Source organism: Stenotrophomonas sp. HITSZ_GD (genome assembly GCF_029543105.1).
Classification (GTDB): domain Bacteria; phylum Pseudomonadota; class Gammaproteobacteria; order Xanthomonadales; family Xanthomonadaceae; genus Stenotrophomonas_A.
Window position 1 is genome coordinate 331,433 of the sequence record NZ_JARQXB010000003.1, and the last position, 15,343, is coordinate 346,775.

The 15,343-nt window shown below is 69.2% G+C and carries 11 protein-coding genes; 6 read left to right on the top strand and 5 right to left on the bottom strand.

All coding sequences use genetic code 11. The annotated features are described in order from the left end of the window. Positions 1-304 precede the first annotated feature (304 nt). From P6166_RS05090 to P6166_RS05105, 4 genes are all read left to right on the top strand, one after another. Positions 305-5,302 (top strand): NAD-glutamate dehydrogenase domain-containing protein, encoded by a 4,998-nt coding sequence (locus tag P6166_RS05090; protein ID WP_277763424.1) that lies wholly within the window; start codon positions 305-307, stop codon positions 5,300-5,302. 429 nt (positions 5,303-5,731) lie between these two features. Next, on the top strand, positions 5,732-6,502 hold the full coding sequence (locus P6166_RS05095; protein WP_277763425.1) for an NAD kinase: 771 nt from the start codon (positions 5,732-5,734) through the stop codon (positions 6,500-6,502). A 61-nt stretch (positions 6,503-6,563) separates the two neighbouring features. Beyond that, positions 6,564-7,517, top strand: coding sequence for a 5'-nucleotidase (locus P6166_RS05100; protein ID WP_277763426.1), 954 nt, complete (start codon positions 6,564-6,566; stop codon positions 7,515-7,517). Next, complete coding sequence (locus tag P6166_RS05105; protein ID WP_277763427.1) at positions 7,514-8,233, top strand: transferase; 720 nt, start codon at positions 7,514-7,516, stop codon at positions 8,231-8,233. The genes P6166_RS05100 and P6166_RS05105 overlap by 4 nt, the downstream gene beginning before the upstream one ends. Positions 8,234-8,349: 116 nt before the next feature. Here P6166_RS05105 and P6166_RS05110 read toward each other — a convergent pair whose 3' ends face one another. Continuing rightward, a complete protein-coding gene (locus P6166_RS05110; RefSeq protein WP_277763428.1) occupies positions 8,350-8,904 on the bottom strand; it encodes a DUF2939 domain-containing protein in 555 nt (184 codons plus the stop codon). Positions 8,905-9,109: 205 nt separating this feature from the next. On the opposite strand from P6166_RS05110, the gene P6166_RS05115 reads away from it, so the two are divergent. After that, positions 9,110-9,379, top strand: a complete 270-nt coding sequence (locus tag P6166_RS05115; RefSeq protein WP_277763429.1) for a hypothetical protein — start codon at positions 9,110-9,112, stop codon at positions 9,377-9,379. A gap of 106 nt (positions 9,380-9,485) precedes the next feature. Next, entirely contained in the window at positions 9,486-10,211 is a 726-nt protein-coding gene (locus P6166_RS05120; RefSeq protein ID WP_277763430.1) for a hypothetical protein, read from the top strand. 13 nt (positions 10,212-10,224) lie between these two features. On the opposite strand, the gene P6166_RS05125 is transcribed toward P6166_RS05120, so the two are convergent. From P6166_RS05125 to kynU, 4 genes are all read right to left on the bottom strand, one after another. Then, on the bottom strand, positions 10,225-10,911 hold the full coding sequence (locus P6166_RS05125; protein ID WP_277763431.1) for a DUF2461 domain-containing protein: 687 nt from the start codon (positions 10,909-10,911) through the stop codon (positions 10,225-10,227). Beyond that, on the bottom strand, positions 10,908-12,347 hold the full coding sequence (gene sbcB, locus P6166_RS05130) for an exodeoxyribonuclease I (RefSeq protein WP_277763432.1): 1,440 nt from the start codon (positions 12,345-12,347) through the stop codon (positions 10,908-10,910). The genes P6166_RS05125 and sbcB overlap by 4 nt, the downstream gene beginning before the upstream one ends. Positions 12,348-12,434: 87 nt before the next feature. Continuing rightward, complete coding sequence (locus P6166_RS05135; protein WP_277763449.1) at positions 12,435-13,808, bottom strand: NAD(P)/FAD-dependent oxidoreductase; 1,374 nt, start codon at positions 13,806-13,808, stop codon at positions 12,435-12,437. Positions 13,809-13,834: 26 nt separating this feature from the next. Continuing rightward, a complete protein-coding gene (kynU, locus tag P6166_RS05140) occupies positions 13,835-15,112 on the bottom strand; it encodes a kynureninase (protein ID WP_277763433.1) in 1,278 nt (425 codons plus the stop codon). Positions 15,113-15,343: the final 231 nt, after the last annotated feature.

Here is a 15,343-nt window from a genome sequence, read left to right on the forward strand (position 1 = left end):
GTTTAGTTTTTAAATAGCCTTGACGGGCTTGTGCCGGCCATGCACAAAGCGGTGGGTGCCTTGCCGTTCCTGGCCGTTGGCGAGCGCATGCCTGCCCGCTGCCGCGCCCGCCGCCGCGCGACGGAAAACCGCCGCATGCATCGCGCCGGCGCGCAATTGGCCGCTGCGAAGCGCTCATGCGTGTACGCCCCGCTGTTTGAACGCCGTAGAAATCTTTTCTCGTGTTTGCGCTATGCAGCAAGGCACTGTCACGGCGCATCGTTACAATTTGCAACTTTCCCGTCGGGCTCTCACCGCTCCTGTCATGAAACCCAAGAAAGCTGCTTCGAAATCGACCAAGGCCCCGGCAACCAAGTCCGGCGGCCAGCGTGTAGTTTCCCCGGTCAGCACGCAGGTGCAGGCCTTCAGCCTCGAACCGGTGTATGCAGCTTTGCGCAAGCGCTACCCCGCCGCGCGCCAGCCCGAGGCGCAGGCGTTCGCCAGCGATTTCTACAAGCGCATGGAGTCCGACGAATTCCCGCACCACAGTGCCGAGGAATGGGCCGCGCTGGCGGCCGACACGCTGGAGTTCTTCCGCACCCGCAAGGCGGGCGTGGCCAGCGTGCGCGTGTTCAACCCCACGCAGAAGGCCAACGGCTGGGAATCGCCGCACACCGTGCTGCAGATCGCCAACGACGACATGCCCTTCCTGGTGGATTCGGTGAGCATGGCGCTGGCCGAGATGGGCGTGGGCGTGCACGTGCTGGGCCATCCGGTGCTGCACGTCACCCGCGACCGCGCCGGCAAGCTGGCCACGGTGGGGCAGGGCAAGGCCGAATCGCTGATGGTGCTGGAGATCGACCGCCAGCCCGCCGAGGAAATGGCGCAGGTCGAGGCGAACATCCGCAAGGTGCTGGCCGAGGTGCGTGCCATCGTCGGCGACTGGGGCGCGATGCGCGAGAAGATGCTCGGCCTGGCCGAGGACCTGGCCTCGCGCCGCCTGCCGGTGGACGACGACAGCCGCCACGAGGCGCAGGAATTCCTGCGCTGGGCCGCCACCGACCACTTCACCTTCTTCGGCTACCGCGAGTACCGCGTGGAGAAGCGCGAGGGCGAGGACGTGCTGGCGCCGGTCGAGGACAGCGGCCTGGGCCTGATGCGCGGCAAGGACAAGTCGCCCGCGCGCCCGGTCAAGACGCTGGCCGCGCACGGCCTGAGCGCCGGCAACGGCCCGAAGGACGCGCTGATCCTCACCAAGACCAACGCGCGTTCGCGCGTGCATCGCGCCGGCTACATGGATTACATCGGCGTGCTGGAGTACGACGCCAAGGGCCGCATCGTCGCCGAGCAGCGCTTCCTGGGCCTGTTCACCTCCAGCGCCTACAACCGCCGCCCGTGGGAAATCCCGCTGGTGCGCCGCCGCCACGACTACGTGATGGGCAAGTCCGGCCTGGCGCCGAGCAGCCACAGCGGCAAGGCGCTGCGCCACATCCTGGAGACCCTGCCGCGCGAGGAGCTGTTCCAGTCCAACGAGGAAGAGCTGTTCCGCACCGCGATGGGCATCCTCGGCCTGCAGGAGCGCGTGCGCAGCCGCCTGTTCCTGCGCCGCGACAAGTACAGCCGTTTCATTTCCGCGCTGGTCTACCTGCCGCGCGAGCGCTTCAACACCGACGTGCGCCTGCGCATCGAGGCGCTGCTGAAGGAAGCGCTGCACGGCGAATACATCGATTCCAACGTGGTGCTCGGCGAGTCGCCGCTGGCGCAGCTGCACCTGATCGTGCGGCCCAAGGCCGGCGAGGCGCTGGAGTTCGACACCCGCGTGCTCGAGGACCGGCTCGCCCACCTGCTGCGCAACTGGCAGGACGACCTGCGCGAGGCGCTGGTGGCCCGCCATGGCGAAGCCGCCGGCCTGCGCATGGCGGCCGCCTATGGCCGCGCGCTGCCGGCCGGTTACATCGAGGAATCCACCACCGAGGCCGCCGCCAGCGACGTGGAGCACCTGGCCGCGCTGGCCGGCCCCGACGACCTGCACCTGAGCCTGCAGGCGGTGCGCCGCGAAGGCGGCGAGGGCCTGCGCCTGAAGCTGTACCGCCAGCTGGACGACATCCCGCTGTCGGACGCGCTGCCGATGATGGAGAACATGGGCCTGCGGGTGATTTCCGAGCGCCCGTACCGGCTGCAGGTCGGCGACACGCCGCTGTACATCCAGGACTTCGAGGTCGAGTCCACCGCCGGCGCGATCGATGCGGCCCAGGCCGATGCCGCCTTCGGCGAGGCGTTCGCGCGCATCTGGCACGGCGATGCCGAGAACGACGGCTTCAACCGCCTGATCCTTTCGGCGGGCCTGCATTGGCGCCAGGTCGCGCTGCTGCGCGGCTACTGCAAGTACCTGCTGCAGACCGGCGTGCCGTTCTCGCAGGCCTACGTCGAGCAGACCTTCCAGCACTACCCGTTGCTGGCGCGCCTGCTGGTGGAACTGTTCGAGGCCCGCTTCGACCCGGCCACCGGCAACGAGAGCAAGGCCGAGATCGCCGAGGGCCAGGCGCGCCTGAAGGCCGCGCTGGACGTGTTCGCCGGTGGCGATGAGGCCACGCTCAAGGCGTTGCAGCCGGTGGTGGAGGCGCGCAAGGCCGACCGGGCCGCGCAGCAGGAGGCCACGCGCGCCGCGCTGCTCAAGCTGATGGACCGCGTCTCCAGCCTGGACGAGGACCGCATCCTGCGCAGCTTCATCGGCGTGATCGACGCCACCCTGCGCACCAGCTATTACCAGACCGACGCGGCGGGCAACCACGCCCACTGCATCAGCTTCAAGTTCGATTCGGCCAAGGTGCCGGACCTGCCCAAGCCGCGCCCGTACCGCGAGATCTTCGTCTACGGCCCGCGCGTGGAAGGCGTGCACCTGCGCTTCGGCGCGGTGGCGCGCGGCGGCCTGCGCTGGTCGGACCGCCGCGAGGATTTCCGCACCGAGGTGCTGGGCCTGGTGAAGGCGCAGATGGTGAAAAACACCGTCATCGTGCCGGTCGGCGCGAAGGGCGGCTTCTTCTGCAAGCGCCCGCCGGCGTCCGGCGAGCGCGACGCGGTGCAGGCCGAGGGCATCGCCTGCTACAAGCTGTTCATCCAGGGCCTGCTGGACATCACCGACAACATCGTCGGCAACAAGATCGTGCCGCCGCCGCAGGTGGTGCGCCACGACCAGGACGACCCGTACCTGGTGGTCGCCGCCGACAAGGGCACCGCGACCTTCTCCGACATCGCCAACGGCCTGGCCATCGCGCACGGCTTCTGGATGGGCGATGCGTTCGCCTCCGGCGGCTCGGTGGGCTATGACCACAAGGGCATGGGCATCACCGCGCGCGGTGCGTGGGAGTCGGTCAAGCGCCACTTCCGCGCGCTGGGCCGCGATTGCCAGAACGAGGACTTCAGCGTCGTCGGCATCGGCGACATGTCCGGCGACGTATTCGGCAACGGCATGCTGCTCTCGCGGCACATCCGCCTGGTCGCCGCGTTCGACCACCGCCACATCTTCCTGGACCCGACCCCGGACGCGGAGACCTCCTTCGTCGAGCGCGAGCGCATGTTCAAGCTGCCGCGCTCCAGTTGGGCCGACTACGACGCCAAGCTGATCAGCAAGGGCGGCGGCGTGTACCCGCGCACGCTCAAGTCCATCGAGATCACCCCGCAGGTGCGCGAGGTGCTGGGCCTGGACGCGGCGGTGAAGAGCCTGTCGCCCACCGAACTGATGAGTGCCATCCTCAAGGCGCCGGTGGACCTGTTCTGGAACGGCGGCATCGGCACCTACGTCAAGGCATCCACCGAGACCCACGCCGACGTGGGCGACCGCGCCAACAACGGCCTGCGCGTCAACGGCGGCGAGCTGCGCTGCAAGGTGGTGGGCGAGGGCGGCAACCTGGGCCTGACCCAGCTGGGCCGCATCGAGGCCGAACAGCAGGCCGGCGTGCTGCTCAACACCGACTTCATCGACAACTCCGCCGGCGTGGACACCTCCGACCACGAGGTGAACATCAAGATCCTGCTCAACGCCGTCGTGCAGGACAAGAAGCTCACGGTGGACGCCCGCAACAAGCTGCTGGCCTCGATGACCGACGAGGTGGCCGAGCTGGTGCTGTGGGACAACTACCGCCAGAACCAGGCCATCAGCCTGATGGAGCGGATGAGCGTCAAGCGCCTGGGCTCCAAGCAGCACTTCATCCGCACGCTGGAGCAGCAGGGCCTGCTTGATCGCCAGATCGAGTTCCTGCCCTCCGACGCCGAGCTGTCCGCGCGCAAGGCGCGTGGCCAGGGCCTGACCCGTCCGGAGCTGGCGGTGCTGCTGTCCTACTCCAAGCTGGTGGCCTTCCAGCAACTGCTGGAATCGGACATCCCCGAGGACCCGTACCTGTCCAAGGAACTGCAGCGCTACTTCCCCAAGCCGCTGCAGAAGAAGTACGCCGACGCGATGGAGAAGCACCGCCTGAAGCGCGAGATCATCGCCACGGCGGTCACCAACACCACCATCAACCGCATGGGCGCCACCTTCCTGATGCGCATGCAGGAGGACACCGGCCGCAGCATCGCCGAGGTCGCCAAGGCGTACACGATCAGCCGCGAAACGCTCGATGCGCGCTCGCTGTGGACGCAGATCGACGCGCTCGACGGCAAGGTGCCCGAGTCGGTGCAGATCGACGCGCTGGAAGTGATCTGGAAGCTGCAGCGCTCGTTCGTGCGCTGGCTGCTGTTCCGCCCGGGCGCCATGCCGGGCATCACCGCCGCGGTGGAGCGTTACCACGGCCCGTTCAACGACATCCGTGTCGCTTCCGGCGTGCTGGGCGACTCGCAGCGCCCGGCCTACCTGGCCAGCGTGCAGGAGTGGAAGGACAAGGGCCTGCCGCCGGCGCTGGCGCAGCAGCTGTCCGAGCTGCGCTACCTGGAGCCGGCGTTCGACATCATCGAGCTGGCACGTACGCGCAAGCTCAAGCCGGTGGACGTGTCCAAGGTCCACTTCCGCCTGGGCGAAGCGCTTCAGCTGCCGTGGCTGTTCGAGCAGATCGACGCGCTGGAGGTCAACGGCCGCTGGCATGCCGTGGCCCGTGGCGTGCTGCGCGACGAACTGGCCGCCCACCAGCGCAACCTCGCCGGCCAGGTGCTGTCGATGCCCGGCGCCAACGCCGAGACCAAGGTGGCCCGCTGGATGGAGCGTGACGACTCCAGCCTGCGTTTCACCCTCTCGATGCTGCAGGAACTGGCCGCGCAGAAGACGCTGGACTACCCGACCGTCTCGGTCGCGGTGCAGCGCCTCGGCCAGCTGGCGGCGCACGGGCTGTAAGCCCGTGGTCGGGCCCGCGTTTGCGGGCCCGACCCAGACGTCTTGCAAGCAAGACTTCTGGCGCCGCAGTGCCTGGCTTCCCTATCCCCGCGGCTTCGCCGCGCCCCCTTAACAGAAGGGGGCTCTCCACCAGATGAATCACGAGTAGGCCGACGCAATGCGTCGGCCTTTGCTTTTCGCGAAAAAAAAGGAATCGGGCGGGCATGAACGCCTGGGGTGGCCGGGGCGGGGCGCCCCTCGGGACCGTAGGCGACATGGATGTCGCCTACGAGCCCCATGGATGGGTTCACCGCGTGTCCCGATGGGCGCCCCGCCCCGGCCGCCGCACGCAGAACCAGACACCGCCCGATCCAACACCGCCCGATCCAACACCGCCCGATCCAACACCGCCCCCTCGTATATGCTGACCACCGATCCACGGAGCCGAAGATGAGCGCATCCCCCCGCATCGCCTTCCTAGCCAGCAACACCGACGCGGCGCAACGCGCGCGCGCCGATTACGCCGCCCGTTACGGCGATCACCCCACCGACGAGGCCGAGGTGCTGTGCGCGCTCGGTGGCGACGGCTTCATGCTGCAGACGCTGCATCGCCATGGCGGCTCGGGCAAACCCGTGTTCGGCATGAAACTCGGCTCCATCGGCTTCCTGATGAACCAGTTCCGCGACGACGACCTGATCGAGCGCCTCGCCCGCGCCGAACCGGCCCACTTGCGCCCGCTGGAAATGCTCGCCCAGACCGAATCGGGCACCACCACCGGCTCGCTCGCCTACAATGAGGTTTCCCTGCTGCGCCAAACCCGCCAGGCCGCGCACCTGCGCATCGACCTCAACGGCCAGACCCGCATCGAGGAATTGATCGGCGATGGCGTGCTCGTCTCCACGCCGGCCGGCAGCACTGCCTACAACTACTCCGCGCACGGGCCGATCCTGCCGCTGGGCTCGCACACGCTGGCCCTGACCCCCATCGCCCCGTACCGCCCGCGGCGCTGGCGCGGCGCCATCCTCAAGGCCGACACCGAAGTGCGCCTGCAGGTGCTGGACCCGTACAAGCGCCCGGTGAGCGTCACCGCCGACTCGCACGAGACCCGCGACGTGGTCGAGGTCACCATCCGCGAATCGCGCGAACACCGCGTCACCTTGCTGTTCGACCCCGAGCACAACCTGGAAGAGCGCATCCTCAGCGAGCAGTTCGTCGTCTGAGCGGCCGGCGAGCCCGGACTGCGGCACAATGGCCGCGCATTCCCTTCGATTTCCCTGGAAGATGGCCGACAACACCCCCCGCCTGCTGACCGTCGCGGTGACCTCGCGCGCACTGTTCGACCTGGAGGAGGGTCACGCGCTGTTCGAACGCGAAGGCGTGGAGGCCTATGCCGCCTACCAGCGCGACCACGAGGACGACATCCTGCGCCCCGGCGTCGCCTTCCCGGTGGTGCGCAAGCTGCTGGCGCTCAACGAGGGCGCGCCGCCGGATACGCCACGGGTCGAGGTGATCCTGCTCTCGCGCAACTCGGCCGACACCGGGCTGCGCATCTTCAATTCGATCCAGCATTACGAGCTGGGCATCGTGCGCGCCACGTTCACCTCCGGCGAAGCCACCTGGCCCTACGTCAAGCCGTTCGGCACCGACCTGTTCCTGTCGGCCAACCCGGAATCGGTGCGTCGCGCGCTGGCCCATGGCGTGGCGGCGGCGACGATCCTGCCGCGCGGGCGCGAGGAAGTGGTGGAGGCCGCACGCCCGGATGGCGACCCGCATGCCCGCCAGCTGCGCATCGCCTTCGACGGCGACGCGGTGATCTTCGGCGACGAGAGCGAGCGCATCTCGCGCGAACAGGGCGTGGAGGCGTTTGGCCGCCACGAGCGCGAGAACGCGCGCGAGCCGCTGACCGGCGGCCCGTTCCGCAACTTCCTTTCCGCGCTGCATGCATTGCAGGCCGCGTTCCCTGCCGGCGAGGCCTCGCCGATCCGCACCGCGCTGGTCACCGCGCGTTCGGCGCCGGCGCACGAGCGGGTGATCCGCACGCTGCGCGAATGGGGCGTGCGCCTGGACGAGGCGCTGTTCCTCGGTGGCCGCCACAAGGGTCCGTTCCTGGCCGCGTTCGGCGCCGATATCTTCTTCGACGATTCGCAGCACAACATCGACAGCGCCCGCCAGCACCAGCACGTCGCCGCCGGCCACGTGCCGCACGGCGTGGCGAACGACCCGCGCCCGCAATGAAGCGCGCCGGGTCCGGCGCCTACCTGCGCCGTAGCGGGCCATTCCTGGAGTTGCAGTTCGAAGGCGCGGTGACCCAGACGCGCATGCTGCGCTGGGCGCCCGACGTGTTGTGGGTGGGCTATACACGCAGCATGCTGGCCGCGTTGTGGCTGCATCCGGCGCCGCGCTGGATCGGCATCGTCGGGCTGGGCGGCGGGGCGCAGGTGAAGTTCCTGCACCGGCATCTGCCGCTGGCGCGGCTGGACGTGGTGGAGAACGACGCCGGCGTGCTGGGGCTGCGCGACGCCTTCCGCATCCCGCGCGACGACGCCCGCCTGCAGGTGGTGCAGGGCGATGGCGCCGCCTGGCTGCGCGATCACCCGGGGGCGTTCGATGTGCTGCTGCTGGACGCCTACGACGCCGGCGGCATTCCCGCCCACATGGGCAGCCACGGCTTCCATGCGCTGTGCCGGGACGCGCTGACGCCCGGGGGCGTGATGGCCAGCAACCTCTACGACACCGATTTGCGCGCGCACGAGGCACGCCTGCGCCAGGTCTTCGGCGGGCAATGCCTGCGCCTGCCCGAGCCGGGCATGAGCAACGAGGTCGCGTTCGCGTGGCGGGGCACCCCCACGCCACCGCCCGCATCGCAGTGGCTGCGGACGTGGGGGTTGTCCGCGCGTTGGCAACTGCGCGGTGGCGTACAGCGGCTGGCGCGGGCCTGGGCGCGCCGCTGAGCGGTTGTCCACACCGGGTGTGGATGCGCGGTGGGCCAACATGTGGATAACCTTCGCCCGCCCTTGCGGTAGCGGCGTCTTGAACGGGTTGGCGAAAGAATCGCCAGTGCGTGCGGTCAGGGCGGCGAATCGGCCAGCGGCAGGCGGATATCGGTCAGCCGCCAGAGCAGGCCTTGCCGGTCCAGCACGAACACGACCGGCTCGCCGTCGGGCGTGTGCACCGTAGCGGTGAAGCGCGAGGTGGACGCGTAGCGAGTGACCGCGTGCGCCAGCGGCCGTGCCGGCATCGGGCGGGACCACGTATCGCCGTCGAGCGTCTCGCCACTGGCGCGCTTCCACAGCTGGTGGCCCTGCAGCAGCGCGCCGATGCCCAGCGGCGTGACCAGCGCATCCACGCCGGCACCGGTGAGGCCGCCCGCCAGCTGCAGGGCGATCCCGCCGAGCAGGCTGGACTGCGTGCCGATGCCCGCGCGGCGCACAACGTAGTCATCCAGCTGCGCCTTGAGGTTGGCGCGCAGGCGCGGGAAGTCCACGTGGCGATCGAGCGCGGCGGTGTCCTGGCGTTCGATGGCCTGGCTGATGCCGCGGAGGGCCAGGTACGGGCCGGCGACGACATACGCGCCGAGGGCGAGCAGGGCCAGGAGCGGGACGATCCACCACAGCTTCTTCATGCGTGCATTCCAATGAGGCAGCACGGGCGACGGGCCCGGGTGGGCTGGGAAGGGTCGCCCGATTATGCAGAATCGTCCGGTGCCGGCGTGGCGCGCCGACGCGCCGCGCCGGCATTTTCACGATTCATCCACGCACCGCGTCGCCATGATGCAAGAGGCAGACAGGCCGCTCTATTCCGGTATCCCCGGACAAAGGAGGATGGGAATGTTCCTGACCAAGAAGAACCTGGCGACGGCGCGTGCGGTTGGCGTGGCCATTCTCGCCACGGCGATGTTTTCCGGTTGCGCCACCTACCGCGATGAGTTCGCCACGATCAACTCACGCCTGGACCAACTTGACGCGAAGGTGCAAAACGCCGCACAGAGCGCCGAATCGGCCAACCAGTCGGCGCAGCAAGCCAACCAGCGGCTGGACCAGATCGAAGGCCGCGTCCAGAGGCTGGAATCGTCGCCCCGCCGCGTGCCGCGCGGCTGATCGCCCTGCCTAGCTGCGGGCGAGTTCGTTGACCACCGGAGCGGTGGCCTTCGCGGGCCACCGGCTCCTTCTTCTGTCCTCGTTGCGAAGGAAGTGTTGCATCCACATGCGCATGCATTCTGCGATCCGCGTCGTTCCCGGCGCGCTGGCGGTGGTATTGGCGTTTGCGAGTGCCGGCGTGGCCAGTGCCGCAGCGCCCGGTAGCTCCGCCGCACCGGCGGTGGACGCGTTGCCGCCCGGCCAGCCGGTCTCGGAGACGATGACGGAACTGGCCGGGTGGGTCGTCGCCTCGCGGGATGCCCAGGGCTATCCGTTCGCGGTCATCGACAAGGCGGCCGCGCAGATCCTGGTGTTCGACGGCGAAGGCAGGCTGCGCGGCGCAGCGCCCGGGCTGTTCGGCTCGGCGATCGGCGATCATTCGGCGCCCGGCGTCGCGGGGCTGGCGCTGCGCGAAATTCCCGGCCGCGACCGCACGACGCCGGCGGGTCGTTTTGTCGGCGGCTTCGGTCCATCGATCGACGCTGGGCGCGTACTCTGGGTGGACTACGATTCCGCGGTTTCCATGCACCCCACGGCCACCGGCGTGCCTTCCGAGAAACGCGCCGAGCGGCTCGCCACGCCGACGCCGGAAGACAACCGCGTCACGCACGGCTGCATCAATGTCTCGCCCGAGTTCTACGAGCAAGTCGTCGCGCCGACGTTCGAGCGCGGCGGCGTCTTCTACATCCTGCCGGACAAGGCATCGCTGGCGGAGACCTTCCCGGAGTTCGCGCAAAGCCGCGCCGCTGCGCACCAAGCGGATGGAAAGCGCGGACAATCCGCACCGCGGTGATCCAGCGCGGCGCTCAGAATTCCAGATCGAGCGCTGCGCACAGGTAATCCACGAACGGCGCCAGCATCGCCAGGTCCGCCGCCACGGTCTGGCGCAGCTTCGGGCCGGTCATCGTGTCGTCGTCCAGCGAGCGCCACAGCACCCAATTGCGGTGCTTGAGGTCTTCGATGAATTCGAAATCCGCCGGGAAACCGCGCGGCGGGCGCACCAGTTTTTCTTCTTCTTCCAGGTCGAAGCGCTTGCGCAGCTTGGACTCGTGCGCGGCGGCTTTCCAGCTGCCCGGATTGTCGAAGATGAACTGCCGCACCTTGCGCTGGGTGTCCGGCTCCGGATGCCATAGGCCGGCACCGACGAAACTCTCGCCGGGCTGCAGGTGCAGGTAGAACGATGGCGCGGGCACCTGCCGGCGGCGCGCGTGGAAGAACCGCGCGCCCTGCCAGGTCTTGTACGGCGATTTGTCGTGGGAGAAGCGCGCATCGCGGTAGATGCGGAACAGCGAACCGCCGTTGCCGCGCGGGTCGGCGCGGAAGTGCTCGCTGACTTCGGCCAGCGCCGGCTGCAGGTCGGTGATCAGCCGCACGAACGGGTCACGCACGTTCGCCTCGTAGTCGGCACGATGCGCTTCGAACCACGCCTTCTCGTTGTGGCGGGCCAGGCCCTTGAGGAACTTGAAACTGGCCGGGGTGAAATAGGTGCTCATAGGGTCCTCTGCAGGTCGGCGCCCCAGCCGGCGAGCTGGTCGAGCAGGGCGAGGCGGCCGGGGGCGTCGGCATGGGCGGCGCGCAATTCGGCGATCTGCGCCCAGAACTGCTCGAACGTCACTTCCGACAGGCCATTGTCGTCAACCAGGCGCCGGCGGCGGTAGTCGTCCCAGCGCTGCTGCTCGTCGGCGTCCAGCGAGCCGGGCCAGTTGCGCGCGCGATAGCGGAACAGCAGCTCCGGCAGGCGCGGATCGGTGAAGCGGTCCGAGAGCGTGGCCAGCGCCTGCGGCGTGCTGGCGCGCACCGCCGGGAACAGGCGGCGGTCGCCATCGCCGAGGAAGCCATCGTAGAGCGAGGCATCCACGTCGGCCGGCCCACCACCGCGTTCACCGGCATAGACCTGGCGCACCTTCTCGGCCAGTTGCGGGCCGTATTCGCGCAGGCGCGCGGCATGGGCCTCGATGCGTTCGCGGTCGATGGCCAGGCGTTCGAAATCGGGTGCGCGCAGGTGCGACCACGACACCAGCGCCGGCGACTTGTTGAGGTGCACTTCCTTGAGGCCGATGCGCTGCTCGCCTTCCGGCAGGGCGCTGGCCGGCACGTAGAGCCGGTCGGCGATCTCTTCCGGCGACAGGCGCAGCAGCGGCTCGATGTCGCCTTCCAGGTCGAACACGATGACGCGGCTGTCCACGCGCGGATGGCGGGTGAGCGGCACCACGGGCGCGGCGCACAACCGTGCGGCCGGGTAGCGCTGGGAGACATGCAGCACCGGCTGCATCGCCACGACGTCGAGCAGCGTGGCGCAGTAGCGCTTGTCGCGCAGTTTCAACGCGTAGTCCCATAGGCGCGGCTGATGGCGGCGGAACAGGCGTGCCATGCCAATGGTGGCGAACACGTCCGACAGCGCTTCGTGGGCATCGCCCTGGCGAACGTGGTTGGCCTCGGCGAGCTGTTCGAGCTTGAACGAGGTGGCGCCGTCCTCGCGTTGCGGCCAGTTGATGCCTTCCGGGCGCAGCGCGTGGACCAGGCGCAGCATGTCGAGCAGGTCCCAGCGCGAGTTGCCGCCGCGCCATTCACGCTCGTAGGGATCGTGGAAGTTGCGGAACAGGCCGTGGCGGACGAATTCGTCGTCGAAGCGCAGCGAGTTGTAGCCCAGCGTGCAGGTCTGCGGCCGGGCCATCTGTTCGGCGATGCGCGAGAAGGCTTCGGCCTCGTTGACGCCCTGCGACTTGGCCAGCTGCGGCGTGATGCCGGTGACCAGCGTGGCGTAGGGCGAGGGCAGCAGGTCGTCGGCCGGCTGCACGAAGAAGCTCACCGGCTCGTCGACGACATTGAGCTCGGCATCGGTACGCACCGCGGCGAACTGCGCAATGCGCGTGCGCCGCGGGTCCTGGCCGTAGGTTTCCAGGTCGTAGAACAGGAAGCTGTCGGGCATGGCAGGCCAGTGGACGGGGACGTGGCTATTCTAGGCGCAGTGGCCGCGAGGGGCTTGTATCGACAGGAAGCGGCTGCAGGCGCGGCTTCAGTGCGCGCCCGGCAGCGGCGTCAGTCGCTCATGCACCACGCGATCGAGCGCGGGCCAGTCGATGCCCTCCAGGCTGCCGCGCGCGCGCGTGGCCTCCACCAGGATTTCGCGCTGGATCTCGCTGCGCGCCAGCGCCACCGCGTAGGGCGTGCGCAGGAACGTGACCATCGTGTAGTGCGGCACGAACACCGTGGGCCAGCGCGCCTGTAGCGCCTGCTCCAGCTCGCGCTGCAGCAGGAAATCCGGATCGTCCACCCGGTCGCGCATTTCCAGGTAGTTCTCCAGCGCCATTTGCTGGATGGCTTGGGCGTTGGCGTGGCGACGGGTCTGGAACAGCGCGAAGGCGCAGGCCAGGTCGTCGTGCGCGTCCAGCGCGTCGGCCAGCGCCACGCAGTCCTCGAAGGCGCAATTCATGCCCTGGCCGTGGAAAGGCACCATCGCATGGGCGGCATCGCCCAGCAGTACCGCGCGGCCATCCAGGTGCCAGCGCTCCAGGTAGAGCGTGCCGAGCAAGCCGGGCGGGTGCGCTTCCCAGTCCCGGCGCAGGTGGGGGATCAGCGGCAGCGCGTCGGGAAAGTCCTGCGCGAACAGCGCTTCGGCCTCGGCGCCGCTGTTGATCGTGGCGAAACTGGGACGCCCTGCGTTGGGCAGGAACAGCGTGACCGTGAACGTGCCTTCCGCATTGGGCAGCGCGATGCACATGTAGCGCCCGCGTGGCCAGATATGCAGCGCGTTGGCCTCGATGCGGAAGCCGCCTTCGGCCGTGGGCGGGATTTCCAGCTCCTTGTAGGAGTGGTCGAGGAACTCGATGCGCTCGCCCAGCGGCGCCTTGCGGTTCATGGCCGCGCGCAGCGCCGAGCCCGCGCCATCGGCACCGACCAGCGTCTGGAACTGGATGTCGTGCGGCTGGTCGTCGCGGTCGTCGATGAAGCGTGCGTAGTTCGCCTCGAAATCCACGGTGTGCAGGCGCCGGTGGAAATGCACGCGCGCGCCGGCCTGTTCGGCAAGCGAGAGCAGGGTGACGTTGAGGTCGGCGCGGTGGATGGACCAGATCACCTCGCTGTCGTCGCGGCCGTAGCGCTGCAACTGCGGTGGTGCGCCGGGCGGATGCACCATGCGCCCGCGCATCATCACCGCCCGCGCCATGACCGCCGCTTCGGCGCCCGCCGCGCGCAGCGCATGGCGGCCGCGTTCGGCCAGCGCCAGGTTGATCGAGCGGCCGGACTCGTAGCCCTTGATGCGCGGATCGCCGCGGCGTTCGTACACGGTGACCTGCCAGCCGCGGCGCGAGAGCAGGATGGCCAGCAGGCTGCCGGCCAGGCCGGCGCCGATGAGGGTGAGGGAACGCTGGGGTGAAGAGTTCAATGCAATATCCGCGAGGGGAGGGCGGGGCAGGCTTACAGGCCGGCCCAATGTTCCACTTCCTCGACGAAGTGGTGCAGGTCGGCGTAGCGGTTGTACAGCGGCGTGGGCGCGATGCGGATGACGTCCGGCTCGCGCCAGTCGCCCAGCACGCCCACCGACTGCAGGTATTCGAACAGCGCCCGGCCCTGCGCGCGCCCGCCGGCCACGCGCAGCGAGAGCTGGCAGCCGCGCTGCGCGGAGTCGGCGGGCGTCAGCACCTGCAGTACCTGCGGCACGCGGGCATGGATCAACGCCTCCAGCAGCGCGGTCAACTGCTCGGACTTCCGCCGCAATGACGGCATGCCTGCCCGCTCGAACAGCGCGAGCGAGGCGCGCAGTGGCGCGAGCGCGAGCACCGGCGGATTGCTCAGCTGCCAGCCTTCCGCGCCCGGCGTGGGCACGAACTCGGGCGCCATGCGGAAGCGGCTTTCGCGATCGTGTCCCCACCAGCCCGCGAAGCGCGGCAGTTCGGCGCGCGCATGGCGCTCGTGCACGAAGCAGCCGGCCACCGCGCCGGGGCCGGCGTTGACGTACTTGTAGTGGCACCACACGGCGAAGTCCGCGCCGTCGTCATGTAGCGACAGCGGCAGGTTGCCGACCGCATGCGCGAGGTCGAAGCCCACGTGGGCACCTTGCGCGCGCGCCAGTTCGGTGATCCGGCGCAGATCGAACGCCTGGCCCGTGCGGTACTGGACGCCCGGCCACAGCACCAGTGCCAGGCGCGGGCCATGCATTTCGATGGCGCGTTCGATGGCGGCCATGGACACGGTGCCGTCTTCCGCATCGGCCTCCACCTCGATGAGGTCGGTGGCCGGATCGAAGCCATGGAAGCGGATCTGCGATTCCACCGCGTGGCGGTCGGTGGGGAAGGCGCCGGCTTCGATGAGGATGGCGGGGCGTTCGCGGGTAGGGCGATAGAAGCTGACCATCATCAGGTGCAGGTTCACGCTGAGCGTGTTCATCGCGACCACTTCGGAAGGCAGCGCGCCGACGAGCTGGGCGATCGGCTCGCGCACCAGTTCGTGATAGGTCAGCCATTGCTCGGGACCGGTGAAATGGCCTTCGACGGCGAGCTGCGCCCACTGGTCGAGCACCTGCTGCACCATCGCGCGCGCGCCACGCGGCTGCAGGCCGAGCGAGTTGCCGACGAAGTAGGTCTGGTCGCGGCCGTTGTGCTGCGGGAACAGGAACTCGGCGCGCAGGGCGCGCAGCGGGTCGGCGGCATCGAGGGCGGTGGCCTGGATGCGGGTGAGGGCGGTGGCGTCGGTCATGGGGCGGGGGTGTCGGGTTGTGGGGGTATTGTAGGTTTGCTGGGGGGGCGGAGGGTGGTGGTGCGTGACGGATGGCGGGAGACGCGGGGAGTGCGTCGACTTGCGGTGCGGGCACCGGTCTGCCGGGTATGGTCGTCACGGCTCAGCAGACATCCCTGTCCGATTCGCCGCCGCGGGCCATCCATGGCCCGCTGACGCCCATACCCGCCAGACCGGCGCCAGGCGCTTTGT